At 40.5% G+C, this 14,401-nt stretch carries 14 protein-coding genes and 1 pseudogene; 9 read left to right on the top strand and 6 right to left on the bottom strand.

All coding sequences use genetic code 11. The features are described 5' to 3' along the window. Positions 1–305 precede the first annotated feature (305 nt). Positions 306–857: a peptide deformylase gene (def, locus tag IQ19_RS14315; RefSeq protein WP_144543067.1), complete on the bottom strand. Its 552-nt coding sequence runs from the start codon at positions 855–857 to the stop codon at positions 306–308. A gap of 169 nt (positions 858–1,026) precedes the next feature. Next, positions 1,027–1,167 (bottom strand): YjcZ family sporulation protein, encoded by a 141-nt coding sequence (locus IQ19_RS14310; protein WP_144543066.1) that lies wholly within the window; start codon positions 1,165–1,167, stop codon positions 1,027–1,029. A gap of 284 nt (positions 1,168–1,451) precedes the next feature. Here IQ19_RS14310 and IQ19_RS14305 point away from each other — a divergent pair, with 284 nt between their 5' ends. The 5 genes from IQ19_RS14305 to lpdA all read left to right on the top strand — a co-directional run bounded on the left by IQ19_RS14305 (position 1,452) and on the right by lpdA (position 8,306). Then, entirely contained in the window at positions 1,452–2,120 is a 669-nt protein-coding gene (locus IQ19_RS14305; RefSeq protein ID WP_144543065.1) for a YkyA family protein, read from the top strand. Between the two features lie 863 nt (positions 2,121–2,983). After that, positions 2,984–4,099, top strand: coding sequence for a pyruvate dehydrogenase (acetyl-transferring) E1 component subunit alpha (gene pdhA, locus IQ19_RS14300; protein WP_144543064.1), 1,116 nt, complete (start codon positions 2,984–2,986; stop codon positions 4,097–4,099). Between the two features lie 3 nt (positions 4,100–4,102). Beyond that, complete coding sequence (locus tag IQ19_RS14295) at positions 4,103–5,080, top strand: alpha-ketoacid dehydrogenase subunit beta (RefSeq protein WP_144543063.1); 978 nt, start codon at positions 4,103–4,105, stop codon at positions 5,078–5,080. A 454-nt stretch (positions 5,081–5,534) separates the two neighbouring features. After that, positions 5,535–6,893, top strand: a complete 1,359-nt coding sequence (locus tag IQ19_RS14290; RefSeq protein ID WP_144543062.1) for a dihydrolipoamide acetyltransferase family protein — start codon at positions 5,535–5,537, stop codon at positions 6,891–6,893. Between the two features lie 3 nt (positions 6,894–6,896). Then, positions 6,897–8,306, top strand: a complete 1,410-nt coding sequence (gene lpdA / locus IQ19_RS14285; RefSeq protein WP_144543061.1) for a dihydrolipoyl dehydrogenase — start codon at positions 6,897–6,899, stop codon at positions 8,304–8,306. A 47-nt stretch (positions 8,307–8,353) separates the two neighbouring features. Here lpdA and IQ19_RS14280 read toward each other — a convergent pair whose 3' ends face one another. Continuing rightward, positions 8,354–8,740 (bottom strand): small peptidoglycan-associated lipoprotein, encoded by a 387-nt coding sequence (locus tag IQ19_RS14280; RefSeq protein WP_242021009.1) that lies wholly within the window; start codon positions 8,738–8,740, stop codon positions 8,354–8,356. A 293-nt stretch (positions 8,741–9,033) separates the two neighbouring features. Between IQ19_RS14280 and IQ19_RS14275 the strand changes: the two genes are divergently transcribed. Both IQ19_RS14275 and IQ19_RS14270 read left to right on the top strand, forming a co-directional pair. After that, positions 9,034–9,279 carry a hypothetical protein gene (locus IQ19_RS14275; RefSeq protein WP_144543060.1) on the top strand — a complete coding sequence of 82 codons (246 nt, stop codon included), beginning with the start codon at positions 9,034–9,036 and terminating at the stop codon, positions 9,277–9,279. A gap of 131 nt (positions 9,280–9,410) precedes the next feature. Then, positions 9,411–9,608, top strand: a pseudogene (locus IQ19_RS14270) (transposase); the annotation flags it as partial. Positions 9,609–9,727: 119 nt separating this feature from the next. Here IQ19_RS14270 and IQ19_RS14265 read toward each other — a convergent pair. Beyond that, complete coding sequence (locus IQ19_RS14265) at positions 9,728–11,251, bottom strand: glycine betaine uptake BCCT transporter (RefSeq protein WP_144543059.1); 1,524 nt, start codon at positions 11,249–11,251, stop codon at positions 9,728–9,730. Positions 11,252–11,507: 256 nt separating this feature from the next. On the opposite strand from IQ19_RS14265, the gene IQ19_RS14260 reads away from it, so the two are divergent. Continuing rightward, positions 11,508–12,374 (top strand): polysaccharide deacetylase family protein, encoded by an 867-nt coding sequence (locus IQ19_RS14260; protein WP_144543058.1) that lies wholly within the window; start codon positions 11,508–11,510, stop codon positions 12,372–12,374. A gap of 754 nt (positions 12,375–13,128) precedes the next feature. Here IQ19_RS14260 and IQ19_RS14255 read toward each other — a convergent pair. Beyond that, on the bottom strand, positions 13,129–13,563 hold the full coding sequence (locus IQ19_RS14255) for a DUF1885 family protein (protein ID WP_199749480.1): 435 nt from the start codon (positions 13,561–13,563) through the stop codon (positions 13,129–13,131). Positions 13,564–13,736: 173 nt separating this feature from the next. Between IQ19_RS14255 and IQ19_RS14250 the strand changes: the two genes are divergently transcribed. After that, a complete protein-coding gene (locus tag IQ19_RS14250) occupies positions 13,737–14,036 on the top strand; it encodes a DUF3055 domain-containing protein (protein WP_110067301.1) in 300 nt (99 codons plus the stop codon). 118 nt (positions 14,037–14,154) lie between these two features. On the opposite strand, the gene IQ19_RS14245 is transcribed toward IQ19_RS14250, so the two are convergent. After that, the coding region (locus IQ19_RS14245; protein WP_199749476.1) for a transposase at positions 14,155–14,401 on the bottom strand (247 nt) is incomplete at its 5' end.

Here is a 14,401-nt window from a genome sequence, read left to right as displayed (position 1 = left end):
AACCCTTATCAATAAGGCTATGGAAAAGCCTATTGCTGATTTTGCACTCTGTTTATTGGAGCGGAAGCCGAGACTTCTCGAAAATGCATTCGCATTTCCTTCGTGAGGATGCATTTTCAATGGCCAGCGAGAGACGAGAGTTAAAGTGGATCCTGCAGGCTTATGCTTGAGGAGCGTCGGACCGCCCGCGGAAAGCGAGCTTTAATCAACAGACAAATTTAACAGAGCTATTAATAAAAGGAAAGTCCTGATACGAAATGGACTTTCCTTTTATTTTGTTCGCCTCTGCAATGTGCAGAATGTGGTTATCTTTCAATTGCCACCGCATTTTCAATTGGTTGAAACGGATTTTGATTATTAATGTGGTCGTAAAACATGATTCCGTTCAAATGGTCTATTTCATGCTGGAACACAATTGCAGGCAATCCCTTTAACCGAAGTTTTACTTCTTTACCATCGAGATCTGTACCTTTTACTGTTACTTTGGCATACCTTGGCACAAAACCGGGTATGGGTTCATCAACAGATAAACAACCTTCACCTGCAGCCAAATAAGCATGCTGCACAGAATGGCTAACAATTTTTGGGTTGAAGAGAGCATAACTGTAAAGCTCATTATTATCGGTTACATGTACGGCAATCATTCGTTTAAGAACATTTATTTGTGGTGCCGCTAAGCCAATACCGGGTCTCAAGCCATATTTTGAAGCCAGTTCAGGGTTTTGGCTGTTTCTTACATATTCAAGCATTTCCTTTAATATTTGCCTGTCTTCTTCGGATGGAGGCATGCTCACTTTTGCGGCTATTTGTCTTAAGGTAGGATGCCCATCACGTATTATATCTTTCATGCTCAGCATGAATAATCACTCCCGCTATGTAAATAAAATGTGGATGGGGCAGCAGAGGATTTGGCGTGCTGGGAAGCAGGAGCCAAATCCAGCGCATGGCTGCTTATAATATTTTTAGTCTAACAGAGTGCAGTGAAAAAGTTAATAAGAGAAGGCACCAGCGGCACCTTCTCAAAAATTAAAATTTCCAGCAAGCGCAGCCAACGATGATCAAGAGAATAAACAAAACAACAATTAACGCAAAACCTCTGCCGTAACCAGCACCTGCAACGGCTCCTGGATAACCGCAGCCATAACCGTATCCGCCATATCCGTACATGAAGGATAACCTCCCTGAAGTAGATTACCGTCCATATTTTTAAACGAGTCGTATTGGACGATTAATATAGCCTATGTGTAAGCAGATTTTTGGTGTAGGCCTTTGCCCAAGTCATAAAGGAAAAACGAAATGAATAGATTAAAAAAAGGCAAAAGCTGCAGGCTAGGACAAGTCTAAAAGCGACCTGAGGTAAAACTCGACAAAATTTGTCATTCCATTAGGCTATTGTCAAATGGTGCAAGTACCGATATAGTTAAAATTGTTATAAGTAAGGAGGTTTCATCGTGTCGATTTTTAGTAAATGCCGCCTGTTGCTGGTTTTAACAATAGGAGCCATTTTCCTGACAGGCTGTATGAATCAGCCTACTCCAGAGGAAAAAATTTATGAGGTCCTTGAAAACGTTGTTGCAGAAGAGAAAACTTTTGAGGAGCAGCAGGATCCGCTTGTTAATCTGGAGAAAAAAGAAAAGGAATTATACGATAAAATTATTGCCCTGGGAATGAAAGAATTTGACGAAATTACAAAGCTTTCAGATGAAGCTTCTTCCATTGTGGACCAAAGAAAGGACCACATGGAAAAAGAGCAGGAGAGCATCCAGGCATCCAAAGAGGAATTTGAAACTTTATTGCCTATTATAAAGGAAATAGAGGATAAAAAATTACAGGAAAAGTCCAAGGAATTATATGGAATTATGATGGATAGATATGAGATCCACGATGTGCTTTATAAAGACTATACCGAAGCGCTTGAATATGATAAAGAGCTTTATGCGATGTTTAAGAAGGAGGACCTTTCCCTTAAACAGCTTGAAGAACAAATTAGCAAAATAAACGGTATGTATGAAAACATTCTGGATTCAAATAAGCAATTCAACGAAAAAACGAAAGAATATAATGAAGCAAAGCTGGCTTTTTATAAAGAGGCTGGGCTTGAGATTAAAACAGAAGAATAATAATGTGGTGCCGGCATAATAAAATGCCGGCATTTTTTGTATCATTAGGGTATGTGCAAAGGTGTATATAACATTGATTTATGGACTAGGTAAAAAAAGAGATCTGGGATCTGAGCAGATGCCTTTTTTTATTTTGGCTCTGTTAAAGCTTATTGTTGTTTTTTAGCACCCTGTTGATTGGAGCGGAAGGCACGAGATCCCGCGAAAATGAATTCGCATTTCCTTCGTGCGGTGTTATTTCAGGGAAGCTTATTCAAAGTCCTGCGGGAGGGCGGATCAAAGGGAGACCCCACAGGAGCAAAGCGACGAGGAGCGTCGGACCGCCCGCGGAAAGGGAGTGCCTCGTGCTGCAATCAACAGGAAAATTTAACAGAGCCTTTATTTTATTAAAATAATACCAGGCAGAGTAACTTTACTATAACACAAGCCGATTTAGAAGTTTTTTATAGTACAGAACCGGTGGTCTAGATAATACAGTTTTATTTTTGTGAAAGTATATAAAAAGTATGCTTACAATGTAAAAACATAAAACAAGGTAATTGACGTATGTGTTTTAGGTATATTAAACTAAATCTCGTAGACATTTCTGTATCAATTTAGTTGCAAAATAAACTAATACAGAATATGATAGTTAAGGATGAACAGAAAGACGTTTTTTTATGCGAGTTCTGTGGAAAACTAATCAAAAGTATGCATATGGCAGAATCAAGCTTTCTGCTATTGCTTAAAAAGCACAGTGCCTGATAGAAAAAGTTATTTACATTAAGAAGGTTTTTCTAATATGGCTTCATTTTGGGTAACCTAAATTTTGTGTATAAAAACTCTTAATTAACGTCTTTTTATGAAAGGAAAGGGTGACTGATATGGCTTCTAAAACAAAGAAGGCACAATTCGACGCGAAAAAACAGCTCGAAACAGTTGAAGAACAGTTCCAAACTCTACAAATTTTAAGTGAAGAAGGCAAGATTGTTAATGAATCAGCAATGCCTGACTTAAGCGATGAGCAGCTGCAGGAATTAATGCAACGCATGGTTTATACCCGTATTCTTGACCAGCGCTCCATTTCACTAAACAGACAAGGCCGTTTAGGCTTCTATGCACCAACAGCAGGACAGGAGGCTTCACAGCTTGCTTCCCAATTTGCACTGGAAAAAGAAGATTTCATTCTTCCAGGCTACCGTGATGTTCCTCAAATCATTTGGCACGGCCTACCTCTATACCAGGCTTTCCTATGGTCAAGAGGACACTATGAAGGCGGAAATATTCCTGAAGGTGTAAATGTTATATCTCCTCAAATTATCATTGGTGCTCAATACATCCAAACTGCAGGTGTGGCGCTTGGCATGAAAAAGCGCGGCGAAAAGAAAGTTGCGATTACTTACACTGGTGACGGCGGTGCCTCACAGGGTGACTTCTACGAAGGAATTAACTTTGCGGGAGCATTCAAAGCTCCGGCAATCTTTATTGTCCAAAATAACCGTTTTGCTATTTCCACTCCTGTTGAAAAGCAATCCGCTGCTAAGACAATTGCACAAAAAGCAGTTGCTGCAGGAATACCGGGAATCCAGGTTGATGGAATGGATCCGCTTGCTGTATATGCTGCAGTTCGTGAAGCTCGTGAACGCGCAATTAATGGCGAAGGTCCAACTCTTATTGAAACACTAACTTACCGTTACGGACCGCACACAATGGCAGGGGATGACCCAACTCGCTACCGTACTTCGGATCTTGATAACGAGTGGGAAAAGAAAGACCCTCTTGTACGTTTCCGCAAGTTCCTTGAAGATAAGGGAATCTGGAACGAAGATATGGAAAACGAAGTAATTGAAAAAGCGAAAGATGATATTAAAGAAGCCATTAAGAAGGCTGATGATACACCTAAGCAAAAGGTTACTGACTTGATGAAAATTATGTACGAAGAAATGCCTCACAATTTAAAAGAACAATATGAAATTTATAAAGAAAAGGAGTCGAAGTAAGCCATGGCGCAAATGACAATGATTCAGGCAATTACTGATGCTCTGCGCACAGAATTGCGCAACGATCCGAATGTTTTAGTATTCGGTGAAGATGTAGGCGTAAACGGCGGCGTTTTCCGTGCTACCGAAGGCCTGCAAAAAGAATTCGGCGAAGAGCGTGTATTTGATACACCACTAGCTGAATCCGGAATCGGCGGTCTGGCAGTAGGTCTTGGTTTACAGGGCTTCCGTCCAGTTCCTGAAATTCAATTCTTTGGATTCGTTTTCGAAGTAATGGATTCTATTTCCGGCCAGCTGGCGCGTATGCGTTACCGTTCAGGTGGAAGATACAGTGCACCGGTTACAATCCGCTCACCATTCGGAGGAGGCGTACATACTCCTGAAATGCATGCGGACAGCCTTGAAGGCCTTATGGCTCAGCAGCCAGGATTAAAGGTTGTAATTCCATCAACTCCATATGATGCGAAAGGGCTGCTAATTTCAGCTATCCGTGATAACGACCCTGTTATCTTCCTTGAGCACATGAAATTATACCGTTCTTTCCGCCAGGAAGTGCCAGAAGAGGAATATTCAATTCCGCTTGGCAAGGCAGAAGTAAAACGTGAGGGCTCTGACCTTACAATTGTGACTTATGGCGCAATGGTTCATGAGTCATTAAAAGCTGCTGAAGAGCTTGAAAAAGAAGGAAAGTCTGTGGAAGTTATCGATTTGCGCACAGTTGCTCCGCTTGATATTGATACAATCATTTCTTCTGTTGAGAAAACGGGAAGAGCCATCGTTGTTCAGGAAGCACAGAAGCAAGCTGGTGTTGCAGCAAATGTTGTGGCTGAAATCAATGACCGTGCAATCCTTAGCCTTGAAGCACCAGTCCTTCGTGTAGCGGCTCCAGATACTGTATTTGCTTTCCCGCAAGCTGAAACAGTATGGCTGCCAAACTATAAAGACGTTATCGAAACAGCTAAAAAAGTTCTTGAATTTTAATTAAAGGCTGTTTTAGAGCTTATAGTCATTCTGGCAAACTGTTGATTGTAGCGTAAGGTGCGAGATCTTTGAAAATGTATTCGCATTTTTTTGTGCGGTGTTCATTCGAGGATGCTTACTCAAAAGTCCTGCGGGGGAAGCGTTTCAACGGGAGACCCCGAAGGAGCTGAGGAGCGTCGTACCGCCCGCTGTTCGCTGAGCTCCTGGAGCGGAAGTCAACAGGCAAGTTTTACAGAACGCTAATTAATGAAATTACTCAGATCAAAGTGGGGGAATCTATTTCCCTGCCGTGTTTTACTATTCTAGCTCCAGCGCCTACCCCCTCGAGGTCAAAAGCCAATCCTACCAGAAAGGCAAAGAACGCCTTTCCGTTAGGCTCGACTTGTGCTTGTCGGGGGTGGACAAGGCGCTTGCACTTTATTAATTGATCGAAATAATAGGAGGTTGAATTCCATTGGCATTCCAATTTAGATTGCCTGACATTGGTGAAGGTATCCATGAAGGTGAAATCGTCAAGTGGTTTGTAAAGCCTGGCGATGAAGTACAAGAAGATGACGTGCTTTGTGAGGTTCAAAATGATAAAGCAGTTGTCGAAATTCCTTCCCCTGTTAAAGGTAAAGTCGAAGAAATTCTTGTTGAAGAAGGAACAGTTGCAACTGTAGGCCAGGTTTTAATAACTTTTGATGCTCCTGGATATGAGGACCTTAAATTCAAGGGAGATCATGAAGACGAAGCTCCAAAAGAAGAAGCTAAAACTGAAGCGCAAGTTCAGTCAACAGGTGAAGCTGGCCAGGATGTGAAAAAGGAAGAAGCTCCTATGCAAGAAGCACCAAAAGAAGGAGCAGCTATTTCCCAGGCTGAAGTGGATCCTAATCGCCGCATTATTGCCATGCCTTCAGTAAGAAAATATGCTCGCGATAAGGGCATTGACATTCGCCAGGTAGCAGGAAGCGGCAAAAATGGGCGTATTCAAAAAGCTGATATTGACGCATTCTTGAATGGCGGAGCACAAGCTAAAACTGCTGAAGCTCCTGCTCAAGAAGCTGCACCAGTGCAAACTGAAACAAAAGAAACTGCACCGCCAGCTGCACAAGCGATCCCAGAAGGGCAATATCCTGAAACTCGCGAGAAGATGAGCGGAATCCGCAAAGCCATTGCTAAAGCTATGGTTAACTCTAAGCATACTGCTCCACATGTTACATTGATGGATGAAATTGATGTAACGAAACTTGTTGCACACCGCAAGAAGTTCAAAGAAATTGCAGCTAATAAAGGAATCAAGCTTACATTCCTTCCATATGTGGTAAAGGCACTAACAAGCGCATTGCGTGAATTCCCTGCATTAAACACATCAATTGATGATGCTGCAGGTGAAATCATCCATAAGCATTACTACAACATTGGTATTGCAGCTGATACGGAGAAAGGTCTTCTTGTACCAGTTGTAAAGGATGCAGACCGCAAATCTACATTTGCGATCTCAAATGAAATCAATGAGCTTGCTGGAAAGGCTCGTGATGGCAAGCTTGCTCCGGATGAAATGAAAGGTGCTTCATGCACAATCACAAATATCGGTTCTGCAGGCGGACAATGGTTTACACCAGTTATCAATCATCCTGAAGTTGCCATTCTTGGTATTGGCCGTATTGCGGAAAAGCCGGTAGTAAAAGACGGAGAAATTGTTGCTGCTCCAGTATTGGCATTGTCTCTAAGCTTTGACCACAGAATCATTGATGGAGCAACTGCACAGAATGCACTTAACCACATCAAGCGTTTACTGAACGATCCAGAACTATTGTTAATGGAGGCGTAATAAATGGTAGTAGGAGATTTCCCTATTGAAACAGATACTATAGTCATTGGAGCAGGTCCAGGAGGATATGTTGCAGCTATCCGTGCAGCACAGCTTGGACAAAAGGTTACAATCGTAGAAAAAGGTACTCTAGGCGGTGTTTGCCTAAACGTTGGATGTATTCCTTCTAAGGCACTTATCTCTGCGGGACACCGTTATGAAACAGCTAAGCACTCTGATAACATGGGTATTACTGCTGAAAATGTGAAGGTTGACTTCACAAAAGTCCAAGAATGGAAAGCTGGCGTTGTTAAAAAGCTTACAGGCGGTGTTGAAGGCCTTCTAAAAGGCAACAAGGTAGACATCGTTCGCGGAGAAGCTTACTTTGTTGATGCGAATACTCTTCGGGTAATGGATGAAAATTCTGCCCAGACGTATACATTCAAAAATGCTATTATTGCAACAGGATCACGCCCAATTGAACTTCCTGCATTCAAATACACAAAACGTGTACTAGATTCAACTGGTGCATTGGCGCTTGAAGAAATTCCTGAAAGCATTGTTGTTATCGGTGGAGGCTATATTGGTACAGAGCTTGGTGGAGCGTATGCGAACTTTGGTACGAAAGTAACAATACTTGAAGGTGCCGATGAAATCCTAAATGGTTTCGAAAAGCAGATGTCTTCACTCGTAAAACGAAACCTTAAGAAAAAAGGCGCTGAAATCATCACAAAAGCTCTTGCTAAGGGCGTTGAAGAAAGTGAAAACAGCGTTACTATTAAATACGAGGTAAAAGGCGAAGAGAAAACCGTTGAAGCAGATTATGTATTTGTTATGGTTGGACGCCGTCCTAATACTGATGAATTAGGTTTAGAGCAAGTAGGCATAGAAATGAGTGACCGCGGTGTTGTTAAGATTGATAAGCAGTGCCGTACAAGTGTAAGCAATATCTACGCAATCGGCGATATTGTAGAAGGTCCTCCGCTTGCGCATAAAGCTTCCTACGAAGGTAAAATTGCTGCAGAATCAATTGCCGGACATAACTCTGAAATTGATTACCTGGCAATTCCGGCTGTAGTATTCTCAGAGCCTGAGTTAGCTTCTGTTGGCTATACAGAAAAGCAGGCGAAAGAAGAAGGAATCGAAGTAACAGCAGCCAAGTTCCCATTTGCGGCTAACGGCCGTGCACTTGCGCTGGATTCAACAGATGGCTTCTTAAAGCTTGTGACACGTAAAGAAGATGGCCTGGTAATCGGTGCACAAATTGCTGGTGCAAGCGCATCTGATATGATCGCTGAACTTGGATTGGCTATTGAAGCTGGCATGACTGCAGAAGATCTTGCTATGACGATCCATGCTCATCCAACATTAGGTGAAATCACAATGGAAGCAGCAGAGGTTGCTATTGGAAGCCCTATTCACATCGTTAAGTAATGATAGAAAAATCCTTCCCAACTCGGGAAGGATTTTTTTAGGTTCGTTTACCTGCCACTATCCAAGGCATGGGCCAGGGGCTTAACGATTTGTTCTTTTGGAACATTTCCTTTTATCTCAACAAGTACTTCATCCTGATAAACCAGCAAAATAGCCGGGCAGTTTTCAATTTCAAAATTGTTATAATAGTTTTTTGATTCCGATGCAGTAATAATCTTCATGTTCTTTATTTCTTCCGGAAAGCTTCTCTTTAATTCGATAATCGCATCATAATAAGAGACTTCTTGCTCGTATTGTTTATGATTAGAGAAGAAAATGATTTGTTTAACACTGTCGTCAATCATTAATTCTTTTTTTGCTTCTTTATGATTGCATGAAGAGGTCACAAACAAGAGTGAAACGATTATTAAAAGCGGCAGACCTTTCATATCCATTGCCCTCACTTTATTAAATATTCCATAAAACGAATCGAAGACAGTTCAAAGCAAAAGTGTATATTTTGTATAGTATAAAAGTCTTTGTGATTTACCATTAAGCTAACAGTTCAAAAGCTATTCTTTCATAATAATGAGTATTTTATCATACAGGAAGTTAAAAATTTGGCTTGTCACTCAAATGTTACAGAAATGAAAAATAAGATTTTCATTTTAAACATATATTACAAACACACAGTGTTTCCTTTATTAAAGAAAAGGGAAATGATTGATAAAATGTGGTGGTGGGAAAAATGAAGATTTATACAGCTCTTATGCTTCAGCTGATTATTTGGAGCGGTTATACATTCATTGAATGGCTGTCAAAATATGACCAGCTTGTTTACAAAGTCATTATGTTTTTCGTTTTTTTCTACTTGGCAATAAATATAGGGAATTGGATTATTAAGTCGGCTAAAAAAACGTTTATGGTCACACTAATGAGTTTAAGCTTATATGGCTCCTTCCATTTGGCCATGTCATATCTCAGCCATTGGTAAAATGAGAGGGCATACTGATAAAAAAAGAGGGTGTCCCAAAAGTATATAGCTTTTGGGCACCCTCTTTTTTCCAAGACAATAGCTCTATAAAATTGGCCTGTTGATTTCCGCTCCAGGGACTCGCTTTCCGCGGGCGGTCCGGGTACAGAAACCGAAAAATAGATGTCGAGCCTGTCTTCGGACAAATTAAACACAACCGAAAATTTAACCGGTTTTCTCTAAGAGGCATATCCAAAAACACCACGGATTGGGGTCTTATTTGTGTTGCCCACAATTTGAAAAAGTGGGATGAACTTAGACAAAACAAAGTTAAGATAGTGAAAGATTAAGGGGGATATCTCCTCTAATTTTCAATAAATAACCCGAAAACGAGAAAAAATGCTTTCAATACGAAAAACTGACTCAAAAGAGTCGTCGGTCAACGACCTTCTGAGTCAGCTTCTTTTTTCTATGATTTATGCAATTTTCGTGCCGGAATGACTTCCTCTTTAAAGGATTTTATCAGTGATATAACAATAAGAAGCATGATGATTGTAAAAGGCAGTGCTGCGATAATGGAAGCCCTCTGGAGTGCCTCCAATCCTCCTGTCCATAAAAGTATGGCTGCTGAGGCAGATTGGATAACCCCCCAGACAAATTTTATTCTGTTGGAAGGGTTCAGGCTCCCGTTAGTTGTCTGCATGCCAAGAACAAAGGTGGCAGAGTCAGCAGATGTAATAAAGAAGGTGCTGATTAAGAAAATAGCCAGTAAGGATAGAACCGTTGAGAAAGGGAAGTTATCAAAAACGGTAAATAAAGCGACTTCCATTCCTTGTTGTTCTATAGAACTCATTACAGGTTTTGCTTCAAAAAACTCAAGATAAATTCCAGTTCCTCCGAAAACGGAAAACCATAGAGCACCGAAAATCGTTGGAACAGCAAGCACTCCTATTACGAATTCGCGGATGGTCCGTCCCCTGGAGATTCGGGCTATAAAGGTTCCGACAAATGGTGCCCACGCAATCCACCATGCCCAATAAAAGATTGTCCAATCCTGGAACCATGTAAGCTCCTGATCAAATGGACTTAATCTGAAGCTCATCGATGGGAGGTTTTGAAGGTACGAGCCAATCGTTGTTGTAAAAAGATCCATAATAAAATTGGTAGGCCCTACAAACAGCAAGAACACCATTAAAGCTATTGCTAAGATAATGTTTAAATTACTTAAGTATTTTATACCCTTATTTAAACCTGTTTGCGCAGAAAGCATAAATAGAATGGTTACGATGGCAATAACCGTTAACTGGGTAGCAATATTATTATCGATTCCGTCAAATGTGGCCGAAAGTCCCCCTGTAATTTGAATGGCTCCAAGACCTAAAGAGGTTGCAACCCCAAATACAGTAGCAAAAACGGCGATGAAATTAATGAACACGCCCAGAGGCCCATCAACGCGGTCGCCCAAAATAGGCCTTAATATAGAGCTAATAACTCCCGGCGCCCCTTTTCTAAATTGAAAATAGGCAAGAGCCAGCGCAATTACTGTATAAATCGCCCATGGATGGAGACCCCAATGGAAAAAGGAATACCTCATGGCTGCTCTTGCAGCATCAGGTGTCTGCCCTTCTGAGAAAGGTGGAGCATAATAATGGTACATCGGTTCCGCCACTCCCCAAAATACAAGGCCGATCCCCATTCCTGCGCTAAAAAGCATGGCAAACCAAGTTAAATAATTATATTCAGGTCTGTCAGCATCCTTCCCTAAACGAATATTTCCGTACTTGGTGAATATTAATAGGATAGAAAAAATTAAAAAGGCTGAAGCCGATAATAAATAAAACCAGCCAAATTTCTGCAGTATAAATCCTTGAATGTTCTGTGTGACTGTGTCAAGGTTTCCATTCGGCAATACACTTTCCGGGACAAGTCCCCATAAAATAAATAATGCTGTGAATATGACTGATACCGTAAATACGGGTGTCAGTTTCTTCATCAAATCCCTCCAAATCTTTTAAATATCTAATATTTTTTTACCCTGATAAAATAACTGTGTAAAACTCCCTGGCCGTTAAGTAAATAGGAAAAATGTTTTATAATGTTCATATCGAACCTATTTCGGGTAAATGCAGTGGGTAAGGGTTAGGGTTAGGAGTGAGCAGGGGAACAACTCTTGGCTTTTTGAAAGCCATTGTTGATGATACCACTTATTGAGTTGGCTGAAAAGAAATATGCATTTTAAGGAGGACAACATGAAAAAAGCAGGGGTTATGATTCTTTTTTCTTTCATTCTGTTTCTGTCTGCATGCGGTACTGTAAAAAAGGAACAAGCAGCAACAGTCAAAAATGAACAAGAAGAAGTTGAAGAAGCAACAGAAGCAAGTAAGTCTGAGCAGGAGACAAAGATTCAAGCGAATGATGAAAGCAATAACAAAGAAGGTGGCGATACTGAAACAAGCCCGAAGGAAACTGTAACAGCTGTTGAAACAGAATACCAGCTAAACGAGAATAACTGGACCATTGAACCTATTAATAATGCAAATTCAAAAGTTGTACTATTAACGATTGATGACGCTCCTGATACATATGCGCTCGAAATGGCTAAAACCTTAAAGAAGCTAGGTACACCAGCAATCTTTTTTGTAAACGGACATTTTATTGATACACCTGAAGAGGCAGCCGTACTGAAAGCCATTCATGATCTTGGCTTTTCAATTGGCAACCACACATACAGCCACCAAAACCTGAAGGACCTTTCAGAGGAACAGCAATACAAAGAAATTGTCGGTCTAAATGATAAAATTGAAAACATAATCGGTCAGCGGCCAAAGTTTTTTAGAGCTCCTTTTGGTTCCAATACAGATTACAGTAAAAAAGTTGCACAGGATGAAAAAATGCTCGTCATGAATTGGACTTATGGGTATGACTGGGAAAAAGAATATCAATCTAAAGAGGCGCTGACGGACATAATGGTCAATTCCCCATATTTAGTGGAGGGGGCCAATTTACTGATGCATGACAGGCAATGGACAAGGGAAGCTGTAGAGGATATCGTAAAAGGGCTGCAAAATAAAGGATTTGAAATGGTCGACCCAGCACAGATCAAAACGGTTGAATAAAGCAAACGCTGTACAGGCGATTATTCGGCTTTACTGGAGTGCATCCCGGCTTTTTAAAAAAAGGCTGTGTTAAAGCTCATTATTGATTTTGCACTTTTTTGATTGAGCGGAAGGCGTGAGATCCTCGAAAAGCATTCGCATTTCCTTCGTGCGTTGTTTATTCGAGGATGCTTATTCAATGTCCAGCGGGAGAAGCGTGTCAAAGGGAGACCCCGCAGACTTAATGCTTGAGGAGGCTCTCGGACGGCCCGCGGTTCGCTGAGCGCATGTAGTGGAAATCAACAGGCAAAGTTAACAGAGCCCAAAAGAAAGAGGAGCCACTAGGCCGGCTCCTCTTCATGTTTTGGCTTCCGTGTAATATATCTTGAAAAAATAGTGTAAAGAGAAAAGAACAATAAAAAGTAACTAAAGAAAGAAAAAAGAAAAGGCACAACTTTGTAGTCCGTTTCTTTTTCAAACGGAGATGTAAACTTTACTTCCAGTGGATATGAATCGGAATCCTCCGGAAAGGATATTGTCTGTTCCGCGAAAGGGAACGGGGCGCCGAACACAATATTTTGATTTGTGCTTTCCGGTTTCCCCTCATAATAGGAGTGAAAAATAAATGGAGATATTATTGTAAAGCCCAGGCTAAATATTGCTATAATAATATCTTTTTTTCTGATCATATTTCACCTCTTGACTTCATGTATAAATAGAATAAGAACAGCAGTTGGAGCTGTTCTCTTCAATAGATCTTTTATAAAAGTTTTCTTTATTTTCTGGGGTAGAAATACATGACTCTTCCATTAAACAAATGCAATTCCCCTTGAAGCTTTTTAGCAAGAAATTTGCAAAATTCGTTGGCTTTTCCCTTGTCCCCAAATGTAGCGTTTTCTGGTAAGGTTACTTGTATGTAGGTTTGCTCTTGTTCAGAACCATCTTCTTCTCTGATCATTTCTTTGTCGACACCGAGTATAATAGCATTATAGCGGTCATGGTTTGACAAAAGATAAAACCAGCTGCCTTTTCCTTCTGGCTTCTCTTTAATTTCGTAAGGAAAAGCGGCATCATCATATTCCCACTTAATCTGGTCACCTGTTTTTCCTGTAATGTCTTTAAAATACAAAAAGAGTTCTTTCAGCTCTTCAGTTGTGATACTTTCCTTTGCTGATGAAGGAACTAGCTTTATAAATGCATTAGCTGCCATCATCTTCCCCCCATTATCCCAAGTAGTATGGTCAAGAACATCCTATTTCATTCTAGCACTGTTTAAAATCTTATGACAACTTAAAATGGGAAGGGAAATTTAAAATACTTGTCAAAAAAAGATTAATGAATTATAATAATATTCTAAATATTAAATCAAAAAGGAGGAATAATATGGACTTTTTCGAAAAGCTCTATGATGAGCATGAAAATGTTAATGTCCGCTTTGTGGGTTTTACAACTGAAACAACCCGTTATGATTTTGGTATCGTTTATACGAATCTCTTCTTCTCAAAGCCTCTGGTTATTTGTATGCAAACTGGCCGCTCCACTCTCCTCGACCCTAAAGATCTCGAAGATATTGAATACTTACAAAAGGCGTTTAAGCTTGATTTATATGAACAGGCAGCCGATTTGAGTGAATTTTTCAGAGAAGCAATACCGGGTGCCCGTTTTGAAACACAATACGAATAATATTTGATCAATAAAAAAAACAGACCATATAGGTCTGTTTCAGACCGTAGACAAACCCCATTTTCACCCTTTGTGAAAATGGGGTTTGTTACATTTAATAGTCATCTTACCTCGAAAATCAAGCTGGACATGGCCCTCGCCATGTCCAGTTTGCCAATTTTTTAAGATTTATGGCAGCGAAAGTAAGCATCGCCTGCATCGAAACTTTTTTAAGCCCTCTTAAGGTCGTCCAACGCATGCCATGCTTTTCTTTTGCGTCCGCAAAAACACGTTCAATTGTTTCTTTGCGCTTCGCATATATCGTTTTATTCAGTTCGGTATGTCTAAGGTGATCCACTTCATCTATGTAATCCTGCCATAAATGC

Origin of the sequence: Cytobacillus oceanisediminis (assembly GCF_007830235.1) — a bacterium.
GTDB lineage: Bacteria > Bacillota > Bacilli > Bacillales > Cytobacillaceae > Cytobacillus > Cytobacillus oceanisediminis.
Note: the sequence above shows the minus strand (reverse complement) of the source record. Positions and strands in the feature narration are given on the sequence as shown.